The following is a 20,467-nucleotide window of genomic DNA, read 5'->3' on the forward strand; positions in this document are numbered from 1 at the left end:
GTGTTCGAGTTATGTTGACAGAACTGGACGAATGCAGTCACGTCAATGGGCAACTCAGGAAAGACGCCCCATTGAAGATCACACTCAATCCACATCGCGGAGGCCGGAAACTTGCCGCTTCTGCTCCGTACCCGTCCATTGATGCAGCCCGCGTAGCCGATCTTCTGTCGCAATGCCCCGCTGCGGGTGAAACTCCATTGGTCGATGCAAAAGAGCTTGCCGACGTGGCCAATCTTTGGATCAAGGACGAGCGCGGCCGCATGAATCTTGGGTCTTTCAAGGCGCTTGGGGCGGCCTACGTAATCGCGCGACATGCGGCCGAGGCAACGGATGCGCCGGACTGCAATACATTGAACAGTCGAACCTATGTGACGGCCAGTGCAGGAAACCATGGCATGAGCGTCGCCGCAGGCGCGCGAGTATTTGGCGCGCAGGCGGTCGTCTATATCGCCGAAACTGTACCGGAGAGTTTCGCGGACCGCCTCCGCGCGCAAAAGGCGCAGGTTGTGCGCCAAGGCGTCGATTATGCCGCCAGTATGGAGGCCGCTAGCCAAGCCGCGCAGGATAACGGGTGGACGCTGCTGTCCGACAGTTCTTGGGACGGATATATCGAAATTCCGCATATGCTTATGGAGGGGTATCTGCAGATGGCTGCCGAGGCCGTGCGTCAATGTCCGGAAATGCCCAGCCATATCATGCTGCAGGCCGGGGTTGGCGGGCTGGCGGGCGCGGTGGCGGCCTATGCGCGCCATGTCTGGGGTGACGCGCCCAAAATCATCGTGGTCGAGCCCGAGTCCGCCCCCGCGCTACAGGCCAGTATCGAAGCCGGAGCCTGCGTTTTCGCGGATGGCCCTGACAGCATAATGGGACGTCTGGATTGCAAAGAACCTTCGTTGATCGCTCTGAACGGCTTGGCCAGAGATGCCGACGCGTTTTTGACTTTGACCGATGACGAGGTTGTTCAGCATTTGCCTGCGATGGCGGCGGCTGGGGTGGCAACGACGGCATCCGGTGGGGCAGGGATTGCCGCTGCCATGAATGCCCAAGTGCTGCAGCGTTTAGGAATTGGTGCGGACGCCAAGGTTCTGTGCTTTCTGTCCGAGATTGCGGAATGAGAGGGTTCGACACTGCTGAGTTCACCGCCCGGTTGCAGCGTGCGCAAAAGATGATGGCCCAAGCGGACTTGTCTGCCTTGCTGCTGACAACTGAACCCGAGATTCGGTACTTTACCGGCTACTTGACCCGGTTTTGGGAAAGCCCGACCCGACCTTGGTTTCTGGTGGTTCCGGTCAGTGGAAAACCGATTGCCGCTATCCCCTCTATTGGTGCTGCACTGATGGGGCAAACCTGGATCGACGATATCCGAACCTGGAGCTCTCCGGACTTGTTGGATGACGGCGTTAGTCTGTTGGCGGAAACCCTGATCGAGGTCACTCCGACCGATGCCACTATTGGTTTGCCTGATGGGCACGAAACCCATGTCCGTATGCCGATGGCCGATTTGTTGCGCCTTCAATCGCTATTGGGCTCGCGGAGGGTTGCTGGCGATGCGGAACTTATGCGCGGCCTTCGGATGATCAAATCAACGGCAGAGATCGCGAAAATCGAAACCGCCTGCGCGATTGCCGCGCGGGCTTTTCAGCGTGTTCCTGAAATCGCAGGATCTGGCATTGCCGTTGATGAGGTGTTTAGAAAGTTCCAAATGCTGTGTCTGGAGGAAGGCGCCGATTGGGTGCCCTATCTTGCGGGCGGTGCCGAGCAGGGGGGATATACGGATGTAATCTCTCCGGCCCGAGATACGGCGATGGAGGCCGGAGATGTCCTGATGTTGGACACTGGTTTGGTGTGGGACGGGTATTTTTGTGACTACGACCGAAACTGGTCGATTGGTCCGGCCTCGACGTCAGTGCGTTCTGCGTATGCAACCTTGATTGAGGCGTCAGATGCAGCATTCGAGATTGCAAAGCCGGGCGCGACCGCTTCTGACCTTCATCATGCAATGAATAGTGTTCTGTCACGTCAAAATGCGGATACGGGGGCTGGGCGTCTGGGGCATGGCCTAGGGATGTCCCTCACAGAATGGCCTTCGTTGATTCCCGACGATCATACTGTGTTGCAACCCGGCATGGTTTTGACGCTCGAACCCGGAATAGCCGTTGGCGATAAAATTCTGGTTCATGAAGAGAACATCGTGATTACCGAAGATGCGCCGCGGTTCATCAGCCCTCGGCTTGGGCCGGAGTTGCCTGTGATATGAGCTATTTACCCTATGAACTGGAAGAGGACGACCCGCAGCTCAACCCGATGGGCTTGATCGTCTTGCAGACGGACGAAACTATTGAACCGGAATTCAGCGCTTACTTCGCAAATTGCCGCGCGCCGATTTACGTTTCCAGAATTCCCAGCGGCGCAGAGGTGACAACGGACACGCTGGCCCAGATGGAGAACGCCCTTCCTGCGGCCTCAGATCTATTGCCCAAAGTCCGGCCTTATAAGGTTGTGGGGTATGGCTGCACCTCGGCCAGCTCCGTGATCGGTTCAGCTATGATCGAGCGCATGGTTCAAAAGACCTGCAACGTTGCGACCGTCACGAATCCGCTGCGTGCAGCTTCCGCCTGCGCTGCGGAAAAAGGTGTTTCCAAATTCGCTTTGCTGTCGCCCTATATCGAAGAAGTGAACGATCCATTACGTCGTGCCTTCGCAAAAAACGGAGTGACAATGGACGTTTTTGGCTCATTCGGTGAGTCCGAGGAATCCAAGGTTGTTCGAATATCCCGCCAATCGCTAGTCGACGCGGCGCTTAACCTGGGCTCTGATTCGGCAGTTGAGGGTGTTTTTATAAGCTGTACGAATCTAAGGACTTTTGATGCTTTGCCAGAAATTGAAAGTCGGTTGGGAAAGCCGGTTCTTTCAAGCAATCAAAGCCTTGCGTGGCACATGCGACGCTTGAATGGCGCCTGAATATCAGGCGTGTGGCGCTTTCTTTGTCATTCTCCTGACATATTTTGGTTGCGTCGCCCGTCCTGCTTGTCCTTAAATGGGCTCTGACAGGTCCTTGAGATCCGGATAAACCGGGCACACAAGGACAGACAGGGGAGCCAAGTTGGTAATGTCTAATGACGCAGCGTTCGTCGAGTTTCAGCGTGTCCAGAAATCTTACGACGGCGAGATCCTTGTCGTAAAAGATCTAAATCTTTCAATGCCTAAAGGTGAGTTCCTGACAATGCTCGGCCCGTCCGGGTCAGGCAAAACCACTTGCCTTATGATGTTGGCCGGGTTCGAAACAGCAACCCATGGCGAGATCATGTTGGATGGTCGTCCGATCAACAATATTCCGCCCCACAAGCGGGGGATCGGCATGGTTTTTCAGAACTATGCGCTTTTCCCGCACATGACGGTTGCCGAAAATCTCGCTTTCCCGCTGGAAGTTCGAAAAATCGGGAAGGACGAGCGCGAAGAAAAAGTGAAACGCGCCCTGGATATGGTTCAGATGGGGGCATTTGGCAGCCGGCGCCCCGCTCAGTTGTCCGGTGGTCAACAGCAGCGGATCGCATTGGCCCGCGCACTAGTTTTTGAACCCGAGCTTGTTTTGATGGACGAGCCGTTGGGTGCGTTGGATAAACAGTTGCGCGAGCACATGCAGTTCGAAATCACGCGTCTGGCGCATGAGTTGGGTATTACCACTGTTTACGTAACCCACGACCAGACCGAAGCGTTGACCATGTCGGACCGTGTGGCTGTTTTCGACGACGGACGAATTCAACAACTTGCGCCGCCCGATTTGCTGTATGAAGAGCCGGAAAACAGCTTTGTGGCTCAATTTATTGGTGAAAACAACACATTGGAAGGTGTCGTTAAGTCGATTGACGGCGACTCGTGTGTTGTTGCGCTGGACGATGGATCCGAGATTGACGCCAAACCGGTGAATGTGACGAAGGCGGGCGAACGGACCAAGGTCTCTATCCGGCCTGAACGGGTCGAGTTCAACAAGGATCGCTTGCACGCTGATGCACATACGCTCAAAGCAACGGTGAAAGAGTTCATCTACATGGGCGACGTATTCCGTTTTCGTTTGTCGGTTGCCGGTAACGATGACTTCATCATCAAAACCCGCAACGCGCCGGATGCGGTGCGTCTTTCGCCGGGTCAAGAGGTCGAAATCGGCTGGCTGGCGCATGATTGCCGGGCGCTGGACGCCTGAACACAGAACCCCCCGCGTCTGCGGGGCAAGAGTTGGCCGGTTTGCCCCGTGATCCGGCCTAAGAAAGTAAAAGTAACGGGTATAACAGGGAGTTAAACATGAAAGTTAAAACCACTCTTATGGCAAGTGCGGTTGCTGCCGTAGCCGGTGGTGCGATGGCCGAAGAAATGACCATCGTGTCCTGGGGCGGTGCTTATTCCAAGTCGCAGCTGAAAGCATATCACGAGCCCTATTCGGAAAAGACAGGCGTCACCATCCTGAACGATGACAGTTCGGCTGAGGCGGTGGCCAAACTGCGAGCGATGAACGAAGCGGGCAACATCACTTGGGATGTGGTGGATGTTGTTGCAGCGGATGCGATTCGTTTGTGCGACGAAGGTCTGGCGATGGAGATCGATTTCGACAGCCAACTGGCCGCCGCACCTGACGGGACACCCGCATCCGAAGATTTCGGTGATCTGTTGGTCAGTGACTGCTTTATCCCGCAGATCGTGTACTCGACCACTTTCGGCTATCGTACCGATCTGGTGGGTGACACGCCTCCGACCGAGATCTGCGCCGTATTCGATCTGGAAAACTATCCCGGCAAACGTTCGCTGGAAAAGCGTCCGATCAACAATATGGAATGGGCGCTTCTGTGTGATGGCGTAGCCAAGGACGACGTCTATGACGTTCTGGCGACACCGGAAGGTCAGGATCAGGCTCTGGCCAAGCTGGATACTATTAAGGACAGCGTTGTCTGGTGGTCTGCCGGTGCCGACACACCGCAGTTGCTGGCCGACGGCGAAGTCATCATGGGCTCGACCTATAACGGTCGTCTGTTCAGCGTGATCGAAGAGCAGAAACAGCCCGTCGCCATGCTGTGGGACGCGCAGGTATTCGATCTGGATGGCTGGATCATCCCCGCCGGTCTGAGCGAAGAGCGTCAGCAGCGCGCGCTGGACTACATCATGTTCGCAACTGACACCCAGCGTCTTGCGGATCAGGCCAAGTACATCTCGTACGGTCCGGCCCGTGCCTCGTCGGCGCCGCTGGTTGGTCAGCACGCCGATCTGGGCATCGACATGGCACCGCACATGCCGACCGACCCGGAAAACGCCAAGAATACGTTCCTGTATAACTACGAGTTCTGGGCGGACTACCGCGACGACATCGACGCCAAGTTCCAGGCGTGGCTGGCACAATAAGCCTTTTGTGACAAATGGTTGGGGCCGGTTTTGGCCCCAACCCACCAAAAGACCAAGGGACGCAGATGACTGACGCAACTCAATCCGGTCCGATGCTGGCCGCTGACGGCACGCCTCTGAAGAAATCGCTGGCGCGGTCGTTAAGACGTCGCAAACTTAGGGCGCTGGCCCTTATTGCGCCGTTGCTGCTGTTTGTGCTGTTGTCCTTTGTGATCCCGATCGTGTCCATGTTGTTCCGTTCGGTCGAGAACGGGATTGTGGCTGATACTCTGCCCCTGACCGTGGTCGAGTTGAAGAACTGGGATGCGGAAAGCGGCGAACTACCGGATGAGGCATTATACGCCGCGTTCACCAAAGATATGGTCGTTGCCATTGACGAAAAGACACACACCCGGCTTGGCTCGCGCCTGAACTATGAGCAGACGGGTATGTCCTCGATGTTCCGTCGCTCGGGCCGCCAGATTAAAAAACTGGACCCTGAAACCGATGGCCCGTTCAAGGACAAGCTGATCGACATTCACGACGGTTGGGGAGATGTCGAAACCTGGCGAACCATCAAGACCCACGCTGTTCCGATCACCAACGGATATTTCCTGAACGCAATTGACATGCGCCGCACGCCCGAAGGTGCGCAGGCGCAGCCTGAAGACAAACAGATCCTGATCAAGCTGTTTGGCCGTACGCTGATGATGTCGCTGATCATCACTGCTTCGTGCATCCTACTTGCCTATCCGGTGTCATATATCCTGGCGACCCTGCCGATGCGGGTGTCGAACCTGCTGATGATCCTTGTGTTGCTGCCGTTCTGGACATCACTTCTGGTGCGAACGTCTGCGTGGAAGGTGATGTTGCAGCAGCAGGGGGTGATCAACGAAACGCTGGTCTGGCTGGGGTTGGTCGCGGATGACGCGCGATTGGTGATCATCAACAACCAGTTCGGCACGATCATCGCGATGACGCATATCCTGCTGCCGTTCATGATATTACCGATGTATTCGGTGATGCAGACCATTCCTGAATCCTACACCCGCGCCGCGAAATCCATGGGCGCAACGAACTGGACGACCTTCTGGCGCATCTACTTCCCGCAATCTATACCGGGCATTGGTGCGGGCTCGATCCTCGTGTTTATCCTTGCCATCGGCTACTATATCACGCCGGAGATCGTTGGCGGGACCAAGGGTGTCTTCATCTCGAACCGGATTGCGTACCACATCTCATCCTCGCTGAACTGGGGATTGGCGGCTGCGCTCGGGACGATCCTGCTGGCGGTCGTTCTGTTACTCTACTGGTGCTATGACAAGATCGTAGGCATCGACAACGTGAAGCTGGGATAAAGACGATGGCAGCACTAACACCAATATCCCGCAAACCCATGTCGGTGGTTCTGCCCGCTGTGGCCATCGCCGGAGGTTTCGTCGGTATGTTCGTCGGCGCCGGGCAGGGCAGCGTCCTGCTCGGGATCGTGATCGGAGCCGCTCTAATGGCGGGTCTGGCCTGGCTTTACATGAATGTCCTGGACAATGAACGTGTCGCCCGCTGGATCACGATCCTTGGGATGGGCGTGTTGGGCTTTGTGTTCGCTGGGGCGACTGGTCTGATCATCGGCCTTCTGGTTGGGTGGTTTTTTGCCTTCTTCATCTTCTGGCTTTACGAGGGTCGATACCGCCAAAAACTGCTGCCCTATATGACCGGGCGACAGGTGTTCTGGCACTATACGTTCCGGGTGATCTGTGGCGCGATCTTCGTGTTCCTGATCACACCGATCCTTGTGGTTCTACCACTGTCGTTCAACGCGCAGGATTTCTTTACCTTCACGCCCGAAATGCTGCGACTGGACCCCGAGGGGTATTCGCTGAAGCATTACCGCGACTTCTTTACAAACAATGAATGGCAGCGCAGCTTCAAGAACTCGCTGATCATCGCGCCGATTGCGACTATCATCTCGGTGTCGCTGGGGACGCTGGCGGCCATTGGCCTCAGCCAGAGCCACGTGCCGGGTAAACGGGCGATCATGGGCATCCTGATCTCGCCCATGATCGTGCCGCTGATCATCTCGGCCACCGGCATGTTCTTTTTCTACAGCGATATCGGCCGGTTCCTTGAAGGCACGCTGGGCATGGACAAGAACTTTGTAGGCTATGTGAAGGTCATCCTTGCCCACGCTGTTCTGGGTATTCCGTTTGTGATCATCACCGTGACGGCGACCTTGGTGGGCTTTGACCAATCGCTGACCCGTGCAGCGGCGAATATGGGGGCAGGGCCGGTGCGGACCTTCTTCAAGATCCAGATGCCGCTGATCCTGCCGGGCGTAATCTCGGGTGGTTTGTTTGCCTTCATCACCTCGTTTGACGAAGTGGTCGTGGTGCTGTTCGTCGGCTCGGCCAGCCAGAAAACGCTGCCATGGCAGATGTTTACCGGTCTGCGAGAACAGATCAGCCCGACCATTCTGGCGGTGGCGACGATCCTGGTGGTGATCTCAATCGCGCTGCTGACCACGGTTGAATTGCTGCGCCGCCGGTCCGAGCGTCTGCGGGGGCTTTCCCCCGCTTGACGCACGGCGCGGCGTGATTTAGCCATTGCGATATGCAGCCCGGTCACGATGGCGTCGTGACATCCAAACGGGCGCATGGCTCTCGGTTCCCGAGGCCGCTTGTCCTGAACGCCGGGGCTTGTGGCCGGGCACCTTTCGTCCGGCATTGCAGGAGAGAGCATGATGACAGACCTGACAAACCGCCCCGAGTTTTTCACCAGCCATAATGGCGACAAGGCCCCGCTGCCGTTCAGCAAAGCCGAATACGCCCGCCGCCTGTCGGGCCTACGCGCCATTATGGCGGCACGGGATATTCCGGCGGTGTTGCTGACTTCGATGCACAATATCGCCTATTACTCGGGCTTTCTGTATTGCGCCTTTGGCCGTCCTTATGGCTGCGTGGTGACGCAGGACGCATGTACGACGGTGTCGGCGAATATCGACGCGGGCCAGCCGTGGCGGCGCTCGGTCGAGGAAAACGTGATCTATACCGACTGGAAGCGCGACAATTACTGGCGCGCGGTGGCCAGCCTGATCGGGGGTGCCAAGCGGATCGGGATCGAAGGCGATCACATGACGCTGGCCGCGCGCGACACGGCGCTGACGATGCTGGGGCAGCCGGAACTGGTGGATGTGGCCGGTGATACGATGGCCGCCCGCATGGTGAAATCGGCGGAAGAGATCGAGCTGATCAAGGGCGGGGCCCGCACTGCAGATGTGGGTGGGGTGGCCATCCACGCCGCGATCCGCGAAGGCGCGACCGAGATCGAGATCGCCATGGCCGGGCGCGACGCGATGGAGGCCGAGATCGCCCGCGCCTACCCGGATGCCGAATACCGGGACACCTGGGTCTGGTTCCAGTCAGGCCTGAATACGGACGGCGCGCATAATCCCGTAACCAAGCGGGCGCTGCAAAAGGGCGATATCCTGTCGCTGAACACCTTCCCGATGATCTCGGGCTATTACACCGCGCTGGAACGTACCCTGTTTCTGGGCGAACCCGACGCCGACAGCTTGCGCATCTGGAAGGCCAATGTGGCCGCGCATGAGCTTGGCCTAAGCCTGATCAAACCCGGCGCGACTTGCTCGGGCATCACCGCCGAGATCAACCGCTTCTTTGCCGATGAGGGGCTGCTGCAATATCGCTCCTTCGGCTATGGCCACTCGTTTGGCGTACTCAGCCACTACTACGGGCGCGAGGCAGGGCTGGAGCTGCGTGAAGATATCGACACGGTGTTGGAACCCGGCATGGTCGTGTCAATCGAGCCGATGTTGTGGATTCCCGAAGGTCAGCCCGGTGCGGGTGGCTATCGTGAGCATGACATTCTGGTTGTCGGCGATGATGGGGCCGAGAACATCACCGGGTTCCCCTATGGGCCGGAACATAACACGATCAACTGACCCGAAGGGCAGGAGGGGCGCTTAGCCCCTCTTGCTACGTTCGTGGAAAATGAAGCCGATGAAATTCAGCAGTACCTGCGCCGCCAGAATCTGCGTGCTCTCAGTAGGGTCGTAATTCGGCGCGACCTCGACCAGATCAATGCCGACCACATCGCCGCGTTGCGCCAGACCTTGCAGGATTTCCAGCACGTCATAATACAGAAACCCCCCGTGGCTGGGCGTGCCGGTGCCTGACGCAATCGATGGGCAAAAAGCGTCGATATCAATCGTCACATAATACCGCGCGCCTTCGGGGATGCGGGCCAAGACACCCTCGGTTCCCAGTTTGCGGACCTGTCGCACAGACAGGATATCGGACCCTCGGGCGCGGGCATCCTCATAGCCTTCCTTTGCGGTTGAGGACACATTGCGGATGCCCAACTGCGTCATGCCCGAGACATAGTCTTTCTCAATCGCGCGCCGCATCGGATTGCCGTGACCGGCAGTGACCCCGTGGCGTTCATCCACGAAATCCAGATGGGCGTCGATCTGAACCACATGGATCGGACCATTTTCCGCGCAATCGTCAGAAAAAGCATTGATGCAGGGGATGTTGACTGAGTGATCGCCGCCAATGGTGACGGGCAGGGCGCCTGCGTCCAGAATTTTCTGGACCCCGAATTGGATATTGGCGTGGCTTTCCTCGGTCTTGGTGTGGATGATGTCCGCGTCGCCGATATCGACCATCCGGACCGAGCTATCCAGATAGGTCGCGTCATCCTCGTGATCATACGCCCCGGCATGGCCAAAGCTGAACAGTGTCGACGCCTCACGCACCGCACGTGGCCCGAACCGAGCGCCGGATCTCCATTGTGTGCCGAAATCGAAGGGTGCGCCTATGATCGCCACATCAGCGTCGATCTGGTCCCAATCCTCGACATAAGGTGACTTGCCAAAGGTCGAAATACCGACGAATGGCAGGTTCAGGCGGCCACTTGCATACCCATGAGACGACATAGCGCGATTCCCGTTTCTTGTTTGTCCGTTGCAGCTTAGAAGCGTTGCCTTAAGCAGGATAGGTTTCTTTGAGGGGTGGATGGGTTGAATGTCGCCCGCCAAGGGTGTCTATCTGAGCGAAAGGTCTGAAAGGAATTGCCGTGGGACAGCACGAACTGCCACCCAAGACAGGTGTGTTCTACATCAATCTGGATCGTGTTCCCGCCCGTCGGGATTTTATGGAACGGCAGTTCGCGCACGCTGGCCTGTCCGCTGCCGTCCGTTTCAGTGCCGTTGACGGGCAGCGAACTGGCGCGTTGGACCAGAACAGCTATGTTCCCGGCACTGGTAGCCGTTGGGGGCTGAAGCAGAGCGAGATCGCCTGTTTCGAAAGCCATCGTGCCGTTTGGCAAGCCGCCGTCGATCAGGACTTGAGGGCTGTGGCCGTTTTTGAGGATGACGTGGAAATGTCCAGCAGTGCAGGGCGCGTTGTCACCAATATTCTGAATGAAAGTTCCAAGTTTGATTTTGTGAAGCTTGATTATTCCCCCCGAGAGTTGCGATTTGGGACCCTTCAGACCGTTGGCGCAGTTGACGTGCGACCGATGTTGGAGATGGCACCAAGCGCTGCTGCGTATGTCTTGTCGAATGCCGCCTGCCGTAAGCTATTGGCCTGGTCCACCGCCTATTCCGACCACCTGGATGACTTCGTCTCGATCCCGCGTGCGGATTGGCGCATGTTTCAGAGCTTTCCGGCCGTCGGTGTGCAGGTTATCTGGTCTCAGCATCAGGAACAGACGCAAGAGGATGTTAAGGTCAGCGAACGCTCTAGGGATCGTAAAACCAACAGCGGCCTGGACAAAGGGCCCACTTGGTTCCGCTTGCGACGAGAGCTTTTGGCCGCACAGCGGAAACTGTATTGGCGGATGGGTGGCCAAAGGCGGCTGATCCGGAAGGGTGGCTTTGTTGGCTTTATTCCTTGTGCGGGCGATCTCAACGTTTAGACGCGTCGTTTTGTGGCGCCGCGAGCCTATTCGGTGCTTTCTGCACGTATTAGCGTTAACAAAACTGTCAGTTTGATATAACGTTGTGGTGTTGTTTACGGGTGGCGCACGGGTTCGCAGCATGAGTCAGACGATTTACGAACGCTACGGTGGGTTCAAAACGATCAGTCGAATCGTTATGACGTTCTATGAAATGGCCTTGGATTCCGATCAGATCGGAGGGCATTTTGAAGATATCGATATGCCACGTCTGATCGACCACCAGACCAAATTTGTATCTTCTTTGGTCGGTGGACCCGCTTCGTTCAGCGATGAGCGTATCGAGGCCGTGCATCGGCACCTCAATATTTCACACGAGGATTTTGATGAGATGGCTGCGCTGTTTGCGCAGGCGCTTGAAATGCACGGGATGGATGACTCTCATGTTAAAATCGCGCTGGGAGCCATTGAATCGAAACGCAGAATAATCGTTACACGCAGCGCGGCATGAGCATTTTAGCGATAAATGAGCAACTGTTACGCGCTATCGGAGTCGGTGTTGCGGTTGTTCGCGCCTCGGACCTTGGCTTTGTCTTTTACAATGGTCCGTTTTCAGAATGGTTCGGCACACCGGCTGAGGGCCAAACTCTGTTGGACGTTTTCCCGACCCTTGATCAGCGTGAGTTGGAAGACGTCAAGCAATCGGGGTTGCGCTATTCCTTCGAAATGCAACTGAAGCCAAAGCGCAGGACTTTGGTTTTTGCGACGGCCATTTCATTGGCCAACGGCGCGGAAGAGCAGCTTTTGGTCATTGAGTGCCAGAACATCACCCGCATTCGTGAATTGGAAAGCATGATCGACAGCTACTCGACCATGGTGGAACGCAATACGCGCGAATTGGAGCGGGAAAAAGAGCGGGTTGAGCGGCTTTTGCTAAATCTGATGCCGCGCGCTGTGTATGAAGAATTTAAGACGTTTGGCGTTGTCACGCCTCAGCTTTACGATCAGGTTTCAGTTGTTATGCTTGATTTCGTGGGCTTCACCGACTTTGCCGCCAAGACGGATCCGACGGTTACACTGAGTGAATTGAACGACATTTTCACAGCTTTTGACCGCATCGTCGAACAATTTGGCTGCGAGAGGATCAAGACCATCGGCGACGCGTATCTTGCTGTATCCGGGATGCCGGATGCTACGCCGGACCATGCGACCGCAGTTGCACATTGTGCAGTCCGGTTCTTGCGGTACTTGGAACGTCGCAACGAAAGCCACCCGCACAAGTGGCAGGCAAGAATTGGTCTGGGAATGGGCCCCGCCGTGGGATCTGTGGTTGGGATTCAGAAATACGTCTACGATGTGTTCGGACCTGCGGTTAACATTGCGTCTCGGCTGCAAGTCTTTGCCAACCCAATGAATATTGTCGCTCCGGAAGAGATGAAATATGCGTTGATCGACGAGTTTCAGGTCTCCGACTTAGGACGCGTTGACATCAAGGGTATGGGCGAGATGGATCTGATCAATGTGACGTCGGGGTTGAGCATGCCACAGCCCCGGCATTTGTTTTAGTCATCGTCATTCGTCGGGTGGCACCAGTCCCAGTCCGCGCAAATAGATGCCTATCCCTGATTCCAACAAGTCCTCGGGTGGGAACGGAGAGCTTGCACCAGTATTGCGCGCAAATAGCTCTACCACCCCGTGGCTCATGGCCCAGATATGAGCGCTGAACATCGAGGCCGGAGGGCGCTTTTCTGGTGGGATATGTTGGGACAGGTCAGAGGCAGCCTTTTCAAGTACGCTTTTGGCGCGGTTCGCTGCCATTGACAGTTCCGGCGTGCGATTGAGTGAAATGCCACTTTCGAACATCGCGATATAGTGACCGGGATGCTTGCGGGCAAAAGCCAGATAGGCCCGACCGGTCGCCTCGAACGCGGCCAAAGCTGACGGCTGCCCCTTGTCGTAGGCATATTGCATCAGATCCGCGAACATCTCGAAACCCTGACGAGCTGCCTCGGCAATCAGATCCTCGCGACCCTGATAGTGCCTATACACTGCAGCGGGTGTAACCCCGGCAGTCTTTGCGGCCTCGGATAAGGTGAAGCCGGTCGGGCCCTTCTTTTCAATCAGCGACAAAGCAGCCTCGATCAGCGCTTGTTTTAGATTGCCGTGGTGATACCCGCGTTTCGTCATCTCCTGATCAGCTGCCTTTGTTGTCGTTGTTTGTTGTTATTTCGACATAATCCGTGACCGGGCTTCGTCCAATAGCAACAGTGGAACACTCATGCATCCCAGATGTCCGGACCGCCACAGATTTTCGGGTCATTTTCACCGATGGCATCTGCGTCTTTTTCATCATAGTCGACCGCGTGCAGAACCGTCCGGATTGCAGCCAAACGCGCGCGTTTCTTGTCGTCGGAACGAACGATCGTCCAGGGACAGTGGTCAGAATGGCTGCGGGTCAGTGTTTCGCTGATCGATTGCGTGTACTCGTCCCACTTACTAAGCCCAGCGACATCAATTGGACTAAGTTTCCATTGTTTGAGGGGGTCAGTTTCGCGCGCAAGAAACCGGTTTAACTGTTCGGCGCGACCGACATTCAACCAGAACTTAAACAACTGGATACCGTCATTGACCAGCCCGGTCTCAAGCGGCAGGACCTGTCGGAAAAATCTTTCGCGCTCAACAGCTTCGCAAAAACCGAAAACGTTTTCGACAACGCCGCGGTTGTACCAGCTGCGGTCAAAAAACACGATTTCTCCCGCCGCAGGTAGATGTTGGATATAGCGCTGGAAATACCACTGGCTGCGTTCCTGATCCGAGGGTTTACTGAGCGCAACATTGCGTGCCCCGCGCGGGTTAAGATTTTCTCGGAACCGTTTGATTGTACCGCCTTTACCTGCGGCATCGCGGCCTTCGAAAATAAGCGCAATGCGGCTGCCGGATTCTTTTACCCAAGATTGCATTTTGACCAGCTCGACCTGCAGAGCCTCCATCTGCTTGTCATAGTCCTTACGCTTCATGCGCTCGTTGTAAGGGTATGATGGATTGAGGATGTCGTCTTTGTCGGATTTCTCGATGGCCGAGCGGACATCCTTTGGCGCTTCTTTACGAAAGTATTTTTCAATAGAGCCTTTTTCAGACCGGGCCATACCTCACCTCACAATAAAACCCATAACTTACTATGGATTAGCCGGCGAATTAACGCAAACCTGCCCTTTGGGCTGCGCGATCAATGGCTGCGGCGACTTCGGGGGCTGCGACGACCTGCGGCATGTGGCCAATGCCCTCAAGCTCGATCAGCTCTGCGCCGGGAATCTGTTCGATCAAGCGATGTGAGTGCCAACCAAGACCCACGGTGTCATCCGCAGTGCCGTGTACGATCTCGGTCGGTACGTCGATGTTCTTATAGCTGGGTTGCAGGGCGCGCACTTCTTCCAGAAGGTTGGCACGTTGTTTGGCGTTGGCGTGCATCGAAGCACGACGGATCGTTAAGCCGGTGCCAAAATGGTCTGCATATCCTTCAGGGGCCGTTTGAGGCGCGAAGACGCGATCCAAAGCTTGTTCGACATACCATTCCGGAACAAACGCACTGATCAGCGGCAGCGCCAGCACATTTCCTGTTGGTGTTGAGGCCATCTTGTTGAACTCATCTAGAGGTGTCTCCCACGGGATGGCAGCCGGCGCGATCAGGACCAGCGCTGAAAGGTTATCAGGACGCTTCACTGCCCATGCCAGAGACACAGCCCCCCCATAGCTTTGCCCTGCTACTACAGGTTTCTTGGCGCCAAGTTTTTCAGCCGCTTTTTGCAAGATTTCTGCTTGTTCTACAATAGTTTCTCCGTCGGGATTAAAGCTATCGCTATATCCCAGGCCGGGACGGTCGAATACGATAACCCGGTAATTTTTGGCAAGGATCGGCGCCAGCGCAAAGGTCATGTCCCGTGTGTTGCCACTCGATCCATGGATCAAAACAACATCGGGGCCATTACCCATTATGACAGCGTGAATGCCGACGCCATCAACGTCGATGATCTGGCCCTCTGGTGGGAAAGCAGTTTCCGCGCGCGCCTTGTTGTGCGACTCGCGCCAAGTGGTGATGACGGCAAGCCCAATGACGAGCAAAAGAACTGCTATAAGCGCTTTAACGGCCAATGTTTTCCATCTCGAACGGGGTGGACTGATAAATTTCGTTGACCCAGTTACCGTAGAGCAAATGCGCATGGCTGCGCCATCGGTTCTGCGGCGGGCGACTTGGATCGTCGTCAGGGTAGTAGTTCATTGGAACGTTGATTGGGGTACCGTTGGCCACGTCGCGGTCATATTCCTGTTTCAGCGTATCACTGTCATATTCGAAGTGATTGAAGATATAGATCGCGCGGTGAGCTTGATCCTCGACAAGGCACGGTCCGACTTCGTCACTGCCCAAAAGCGTCTTTAACCCCGAGGCGGTGTCGATTTCGGATTGCTTCATTTCTGTCCAACGGCTGACAGGGATAACGCAATCGTCCGAAAAACCCCGTAAGAAGGGCGACGCTGGTGCAAGATTACTGTGACGGAAACAACCAAACGCCTTGGCGTCCAGGATGTGCTTTTTGACGCCGTGGAAATGATTGATCATCGCCATTCCACCCCAACAAACGCCAAAAGTCGAATGGACATTGGTCTGAGTCCACTCAAAGACTTCGCTGATTTCGTCCCAGTAGGTAACATCATTGAACTCAAGATGTTCGATAGGTGCACCGGTGATGATCAGGCCATCAAATTTCTGATCTTTGACCTCCTGAAACGGGCGGTAGAACTCAGCCATGTGTTCGGCCGCAGTATTTTTCGTGCGATGCTCGGTCATGCGGATCAACGACAGGTCGATCTGCAAAGGCGTCGCGCCAATCAGGCGGGCGAATTGGTTTTCGGTCTGAATCTTTTTCGGCATCAGGTTCAGCAACCCGATCCGCAAAGGGCGAATATCCTGACGCATTGCCTGATCCTCGGCCATGACCATGACACCCTCTTTCGAGAGGACGTTAAATGCGGGCAGATCGGAGGGAATCTTGATTGGCATCAGTGCAAGCCTTTGGAGTTACAGTGTAGAGGCGGTAATTAAGCGTGGTTAGCGCGGGTCTCAAGGGTACGTTCGATCAACTCATCGAAATCACCCGCGTCACGAACGCTGTGCATATCATTTGCAGTGACCGTCACGCCCCAATTGTCGGCCATCGCCTGATAGCGCGGTTGCCGATGCGCTAACGCGCGCGCATAGGTCCACCGAACAAAAGCATCTGGATCGACCTCGGTCGCGCTGCAGCCTTGTTCTGCAAGATATTCCTCCCAAACTCGTGTCAGGAACTCTGGCTGGTAGGACATCGGTTTAGGGGCTTTGTCAAACCTGCGGACCAACTCGGCGGTGTGATCCTCATCGCCTTTTAACCAGATCATCAATGTCTGGCGCGACAATTCCGACAAGACCGGATCGCGCGCATCATCGGGATCAACCCACTCGCAAATAGAACCGCCCGTGTCGCAAATGAAATGCGGATATTGGTACAGGCGCTTGGCACGATCAATGAAATACTCGGTGTCCAGAAGAGCGTGAATTTCGGCCAGGCGAAACTGCTCTTGTCGGCGGCGATATTCCGACAGCTCCAACCCGCCGAGCGCAGGATTGCCCGGCTTGCCCAGGTAAGCGGCAACAGGGGTCAGGTTTTCGAACGAGATATTCGAGCCAATGTAAATCGAATCCGACAACAGAAGATCGCGCAGAAAAGGGACCTTCATGGCTTGGGCTTTGGCGTTATCGATAATGTATTCGCCCATGTAGCGTGTGCCGATGCGATAATCGATCGAGTAGTGAAACCAGTCTCCAGAATCCCTCAGGACATTCGAGACATAGGTTTTGCCAAGCCCTGACATGCCGAAGAAAAGCACTTTCTTCCGCTCTGCGTCCCGCCACTCTTTCGCCGAATTGTAGATCATCGACCGCTATCCCTTTTTTCGACCTTGCTAATTCGGGGCAGCGGCGGCGTCAATCGCGCGCAGCGGATCGGTTAAGTATTAGCAGCCCAAGTCCGAGAACCGCAAAACCTAGATATGCTTGTACCGGAAGGGCTTCGTCCCTCAGGACACTGCCCAGCAGAATGGCGATGGGCGGAATGACAAGTGTTACTAACATCAGGTTTCCTGCACCCGCCATAGCCAGAACGCGGTAATACAAAAGGTACGCACCTGCGGTCGCGACCAGGGCGTAATATGTGATCGCGACCCACGTTATCGCAGGCAGATTGAGCACGGGTATCCCGTCGGTCATCAAGGTTATGGGAAGGATCACCACCGTAGCTCCAGTTAACATCCCCGCTGCTGCAACGGTTGGGGGAAGATGCGAAAGCGCAACTCTCGCCCATGCGCTGGCGAAAGCGTATGACAGGGCGCCGGCAATGATCGCCAGTTGGGCGACGTTTTGTATGTTAAAGCTCGCAAAGTTCCGCCAGCCAATGGCGATAGTGACACCCAGAAAACCTAACCCGACACCAAGGGCGCGGGCTTTAGTCAGCCTTTCGTCCCGGAACAGCATAGCGGCAACCAATACACCGAAAACCGCCGTGGCCGCGTTGAGGATCGAGGTCAGCCCGGTGTCGATATACAACTGACCCCATGCCATAAGGGAGAATGGGATAGCGTTATTCAGCAGCCCCATGACAAGAAACGCACCCCATGTACGCAGGTCGGTCGGGACGCTTTGTTGTTTTGCCCAGACTATTAGCCACAAAGCTAGCATCGCCCAGAACACACGATGCAGAACAGAAGTCATCACAGGGATTGTGTCCAAAGCGATGCGGATCGCCAAAAAGGATGCACCCCAGATCAGCCCCAGAAGTAAAAGCTCGGCCCATGCGCGGCCAGAGAGATGTTTTTGATCAGCCATATGTTTGTTTCTCATATCGCCAAGGCTGGAGGCGACCCGAAACATGCGAAAAAGCCCCACCGATTGGGCGGGGCCTTTGAATGGTTTGGATTAATCTGATTAGTCCAGCGCGTAGGTCAGCTGCAGACCGACGCTCCAGGCCGAGTTTCCGCTGAACTCGCCGCCAGTGGTTGTGGTCGCGTCGCCGATATCAGTGTAGCGAATACCGCCCGAGATCTGAGCTTTCTCAATCGAGTAGGTGCCACCGACGCCGACGCTCCAGAAACCGTTGGTCGGGCCCAGGTTGGACACCTCGGAGCCTGTGTCTCTTTCATAGCCCAAGGAGAATGCTCCGGAGAATTCATCCGAGAACTGATAGCCCACACCCAGCGTGTATGTGAACGTTTCGTCAGCAAAGCTCACAAGTGGATCACTGTTGGGCGGCAGCGCTGTGAACGCCTGAGGCGAAACGTCAGCCTGCGGCCAATCAACCCAACGCACGGAGCCGAAGACCAGAGTTTTAGGTGCAACGCCGGTTTGGAAATCCAAGTTGATGGACTGAGGCGTCTCGACTCTGGTTGTTGAGTCCTCGGTCAGGAGAACAACACCTGTCGGTCCCAAGGCATTGAAAGATTCAGTAGTGCCTATGTCGTGGGTGATCTTAGAATTGTAGACCAAAGAAACACGCGCGGCAATTTCAGGACGCTCCCAAGCAACACCTACCAGATATCCAAAGTCCGTAGTGTTGTCGAAATCCACCTCGTAACCCAAGACGGCGGGAACAGCTACGTTTGCATCAATTCGCTGACCTCGGATACCACCAAGCGCGCTGAAACCGTTTCCAACTTTGTAACGCAGGACGGCGGTGATGGCATCGACATCGGCTTCTGCACGCAGAACATCAGTTCGACCACCAAACTGCGCCAATGGGTTCTGAGAGAGCGGGTAGTTCGATGGATATTCAACGTCTGCGCCAAAAGGTTGGTCGTAGATAAGAGCAAAATCCAATTTATCCGTCAGGGCCCGTTTGTAGCCCAGACCCGGAGAGAAAAAGCTTTCACCGACGTTTCCGGAATCCACACCATTCTGCTCACCGCTGATATCTGGGTTTGCGTAACCCAGGCGCGCCTGGACCACCGAACCGTCTTCGAAAATCAGGTTGATGCCCTGACCGCTGCGATCAAGTCCTGCGGCATGCACGCCAGTCGCGCCAACGCACAAAGCGCACGCCTGTAGAAGCGCCTTTTTCATGAAATTCCTCCCTTATACTTTCCTGTATGCTGCGCAGTGCTGTGATGTGAGTGCGCGCAGTGTGGTGTTTACTTATGATGCTCAATATTCACTCGGGGTTCATTTTAGCGTCAACTGGTGACGGTGCGTTACTTGCGCTGAGTGTCGCGAGGAACTGTTGCTAAACTGTTACGATTTTCGGCGTGAACGTTCAGAAAGATACCTGCAAAGATCACAACGGCCCCTAAAAGCGTCCAGTGATCCAGTGGTTCTTGGTAGAGAATCACCCCGACAATCGCGATTGTCGGCAGTCTGGCGAAGTCGAAAGGCACCACAACTGTGGCCGGAGCAATCGCCAGAGCGTTCGTAATACAGAAATGCGCAAGCAACCCAGCCAGCCCGACGAGCAGCAGGAAAGGGGCGGTTGATAATGTCGGCAGGGTGATCTGGCCATCGAATGCAGAAGCGGCAAACCCGAGGCCGGCCTGAATAACAGTCAGCCAGAACATAATGCACCCGATGCTTGCGAATTGGGTCAGTTTTTTTGTCGAGATCGTCGTCAGGGCAAAGAAGATCGCAGACATGGCGGCGGCCACTACGCCCGCGCTGAGGGGAACGGCCCCCGGACGCGCCACGATGAGGATACCGAGGAATCCGATCAGGGCCGACAGGACGCGAATTGTGGTCAAACGCTCACCCAGCAGGAGCGGGGACAACAGGATCACCCAGATGGGCTGCGTAAATTCCAGTGCAAACACTTGCGCCAGCGGAACTACCGAAACGGCGTAGAACCACAGATTTTGCCCGGTGAAATGCAACACGTTCCGAACGCCGTGCAGCCCCAGCCTGTGCATTGAGACCTGATGCCAATTACCGGTTGCCGTAAGAACAAGGCCGACCACCAAGATGCCGACAATGCTGCGGTAGAACATGATTTCGAACGTGTCATGCGTCACGCTCAGCTCGCGTCCGGCTACCGCCATTGAGGAAAACGAAGCGATCGCACCGAGCATCCATAACGCGGCCTTGCCGATTTGCGGTCTGGAAGTTTCCATGCAAGGCCCT

The 20,467-nt window shown here is 55.8% G+C and carries 20 protein-coding genes; 11 read left to right on the forward strand and 9 right to left on the reverse strand.

Annotation, left to right across the window (positions count from 1 at the left end; all coding sequences use genetic code 11):
• Positions 1-71 precede the first annotated feature (71 nt).
• The 8 genes from AC2TAD_RS10305 to AC2TAD_RS10340 all read left to right on the forward strand — a co-directional run bounded on the left by AC2TAD_RS10305 (position 72) and on the right by AC2TAD_RS10340 (position 9,322).
• Positions 72-1,115 carry a pyridoxal-phosphate dependent enzyme gene (locus AC2TAD_RS10305; RefSeq protein WP_480867532.1) on the forward strand — a complete coding sequence of 348 codons (1,044 nt, stop codon included), beginning with the start codon at positions 72-74 and terminating at the stop codon, positions 1,113-1,115.
• The gene (locus AC2TAD_RS10310; protein WP_480867533.1) at positions 1,112-2,257 is read left to right on the forward strand and encodes a M24 family metallopeptidase; all 1,146 of its coding nucleotides are present in this window, start codon (positions 1,112-1,114) and stop codon (positions 2,255-2,257) included. The genes AC2TAD_RS10305 and AC2TAD_RS10310 overlap by 4 nt, the downstream gene beginning before the upstream one ends.
• 47 nt (positions 2,258-2,304) lie before the next feature.
• Positions 2,305-2,961, forward strand: a complete 657-nt coding sequence (locus AC2TAD_RS10315) for a maleate cis-trans isomerase family protein (RefSeq protein WP_480867534.1) — start codon at positions 2,305-2,307, stop codon at positions 2,959-2,961.
• Positions 2,962-3,109: 148 nt separating this feature from the next.
• Positions 3,110-4,201 carry an ABC transporter ATP-binding protein gene (locus AC2TAD_RS10320; RefSeq protein WP_170527354.1) on the forward strand — a complete coding sequence of 364 codons (1,092 nt, stop codon included), beginning with the start codon at positions 3,110-3,112 and terminating at the stop codon, positions 4,199-4,201.
• A gap of 98 nt (positions 4,202-4,299) precedes the next feature.
• Complete coding sequence (locus AC2TAD_RS10325; RefSeq protein ID WP_170353070.1) at positions 4,300-5,388, forward strand: extracellular solute-binding protein; 1,089 nt, start codon at positions 4,300-4,302, stop codon at positions 5,386-5,388.
• Between the two features lie 65 nt (positions 5,389-5,453).
• The gene (locus AC2TAD_RS10330; protein ID WP_353392957.1) at positions 5,454-6,725 is read left to right on the forward strand and encodes an ABC transporter permease; all 1,272 of its coding nucleotides are present in this window, start codon (positions 5,454-5,456) and stop codon (positions 6,723-6,725) included.
• 5 nt (positions 6,726-6,730) lie between these two features.
• Positions 6,731-7,942, forward strand: a complete 1,212-nt coding sequence (locus tag AC2TAD_RS10335; RefSeq protein WP_209196442.1) for an ABC transporter permease — start codon at positions 6,731-6,733, stop codon at positions 7,940-7,942.
• Positions 7,943-8,104: 162 nt separating this feature from the next.
• A complete protein-coding gene (locus AC2TAD_RS10340) occupies positions 8,105-9,322 on the forward strand; it encodes an aminopeptidase P family protein (RefSeq protein ID WP_480867536.1) in 1,218 nt (405 codons plus the stop codon).
• Between the two features lie 21 nt (positions 9,323-9,343).
• On the opposite strand, the gene speB is transcribed toward AC2TAD_RS10340, so the two are convergent.
• Entirely contained in the window at positions 9,344-10,318 is a 975-nt protein-coding gene (gene speB / locus AC2TAD_RS10345) for an agmatinase (RefSeq protein ID WP_480867538.1), read from the reverse strand.
• 140 nt (positions 10,319-10,458) lie between these two features.
• Between speB and AC2TAD_RS10350 the strand changes: the two genes are divergently transcribed.
• From AC2TAD_RS10350 to AC2TAD_RS10360, 3 genes are all read left to right on the forward strand, one after another.
• Positions 10,459-11,301 (forward strand): glycosyltransferase family 25 protein, encoded by an 843-nt coding sequence (locus AC2TAD_RS10350; protein ID WP_480867540.1) that lies wholly within the window; start codon positions 10,459-10,461, stop codon positions 11,299-11,301.
• 121 nt (positions 11,302-11,422) lie between these two features.
• Positions 11,423-11,791, forward strand: coding sequence for a group I truncated hemoglobin (locus AC2TAD_RS10355; RefSeq protein ID WP_170750924.1), 369 nt, complete (start codon positions 11,423-11,425; stop codon positions 11,789-11,791).
• Positions 11,788-12,846, forward strand: a complete 1,059-nt coding sequence (locus AC2TAD_RS10360) for an adenylate/guanylate cyclase domain-containing protein (protein ID WP_170353077.1) — start codon at positions 11,788-11,790, stop codon at positions 12,844-12,846. Before AC2TAD_RS10355 ends, AC2TAD_RS10360 begins: the two co-directional genes overlap by 4 nt.
• A 6-nt stretch (positions 12,847-12,852) precedes the next feature.
• On the opposite strand, the gene AC2TAD_RS10365 is transcribed toward AC2TAD_RS10360, so the two are convergent.
• From AC2TAD_RS10365 to AC2TAD_RS10400, 8 genes are all read right to left on the reverse strand, one after another.
• The gene (locus tag AC2TAD_RS10365) at positions 12,853-13,467 is read right to left on the reverse strand and encodes a TetR/AcrR family transcriptional regulator (protein WP_170750925.1); all 615 of its coding nucleotides are present in this window, start codon (positions 13,465-13,467) and stop codon (positions 12,853-12,855) included.
• A gap of 89 nt (positions 13,468-13,556) precedes the next feature.
• Positions 13,557-14,426 (reverse strand): polyphosphate kinase 2, encoded by an 870-nt coding sequence (ppk2, locus tag AC2TAD_RS10370; protein ID WP_170750927.1) that lies wholly within the window; start codon positions 14,424-14,426, stop codon positions 13,557-13,559.
• A 49-nt stretch (positions 14,427-14,475) separates the two neighbouring features.
• Entirely contained in the window at positions 14,476-15,429 is a 954-nt protein-coding gene (locus AC2TAD_RS10375; protein WP_480867542.1) for an alpha/beta fold hydrolase, read from the reverse strand.
• Positions 15,419-16,336, reverse strand: a complete 918-nt coding sequence (gene metA / locus AC2TAD_RS10380) for a homoserine O-acetyltransferase MetA (protein WP_480867544.1) — start codon at positions 16,334-16,336, stop codon at positions 15,419-15,421. The genes AC2TAD_RS10375 and metA overlap by 11 nt, the downstream gene beginning before the upstream one ends.
• Before the next feature lie 38 nt (positions 16,337-16,374).
• Positions 16,375-17,247 carry an ATPase gene (locus tag AC2TAD_RS10385; RefSeq protein WP_170750931.1) on the reverse strand — a complete coding sequence of 291 codons (873 nt, stop codon included), beginning with the start codon at positions 17,245-17,247 and terminating at the stop codon, positions 16,375-16,377.
• 49 nt (positions 17,248-17,296) lie between these two features.
• On the reverse strand, positions 17,297-18,193 hold the full coding sequence (locus tag AC2TAD_RS10390; protein ID WP_480867546.1) for a DMT family transporter: 897 nt from the start codon (positions 18,191-18,193) through the stop codon (positions 17,297-17,299).
• A 99-nt stretch (positions 18,194-18,292) separates the two neighbouring features.
• Positions 18,293-19,423 carry an OmpP1/FadL family transporter gene (locus AC2TAD_RS10395; protein WP_170750935.1) on the reverse strand — a complete coding sequence of 377 codons (1,131 nt, stop codon included), beginning with the start codon at positions 19,421-19,423 and terminating at the stop codon, positions 18,293-18,295.
• A gap of 128 nt (positions 19,424-19,551) precedes the next feature.
• Positions 19,552-20,457: a DMT family transporter gene (locus tag AC2TAD_RS10400; protein ID WP_480867547.1), complete on the reverse strand. Its 906-nt coding sequence runs from the start codon at positions 20,455-20,457 to the stop codon at positions 19,552-19,554.
• Positions 20,458-20,467: the final 10 nt, after the last annotated feature.

The sequence above is a fragment of the Ruegeria sp. HKCCD7628 genome, assembly GCF_057221005.1.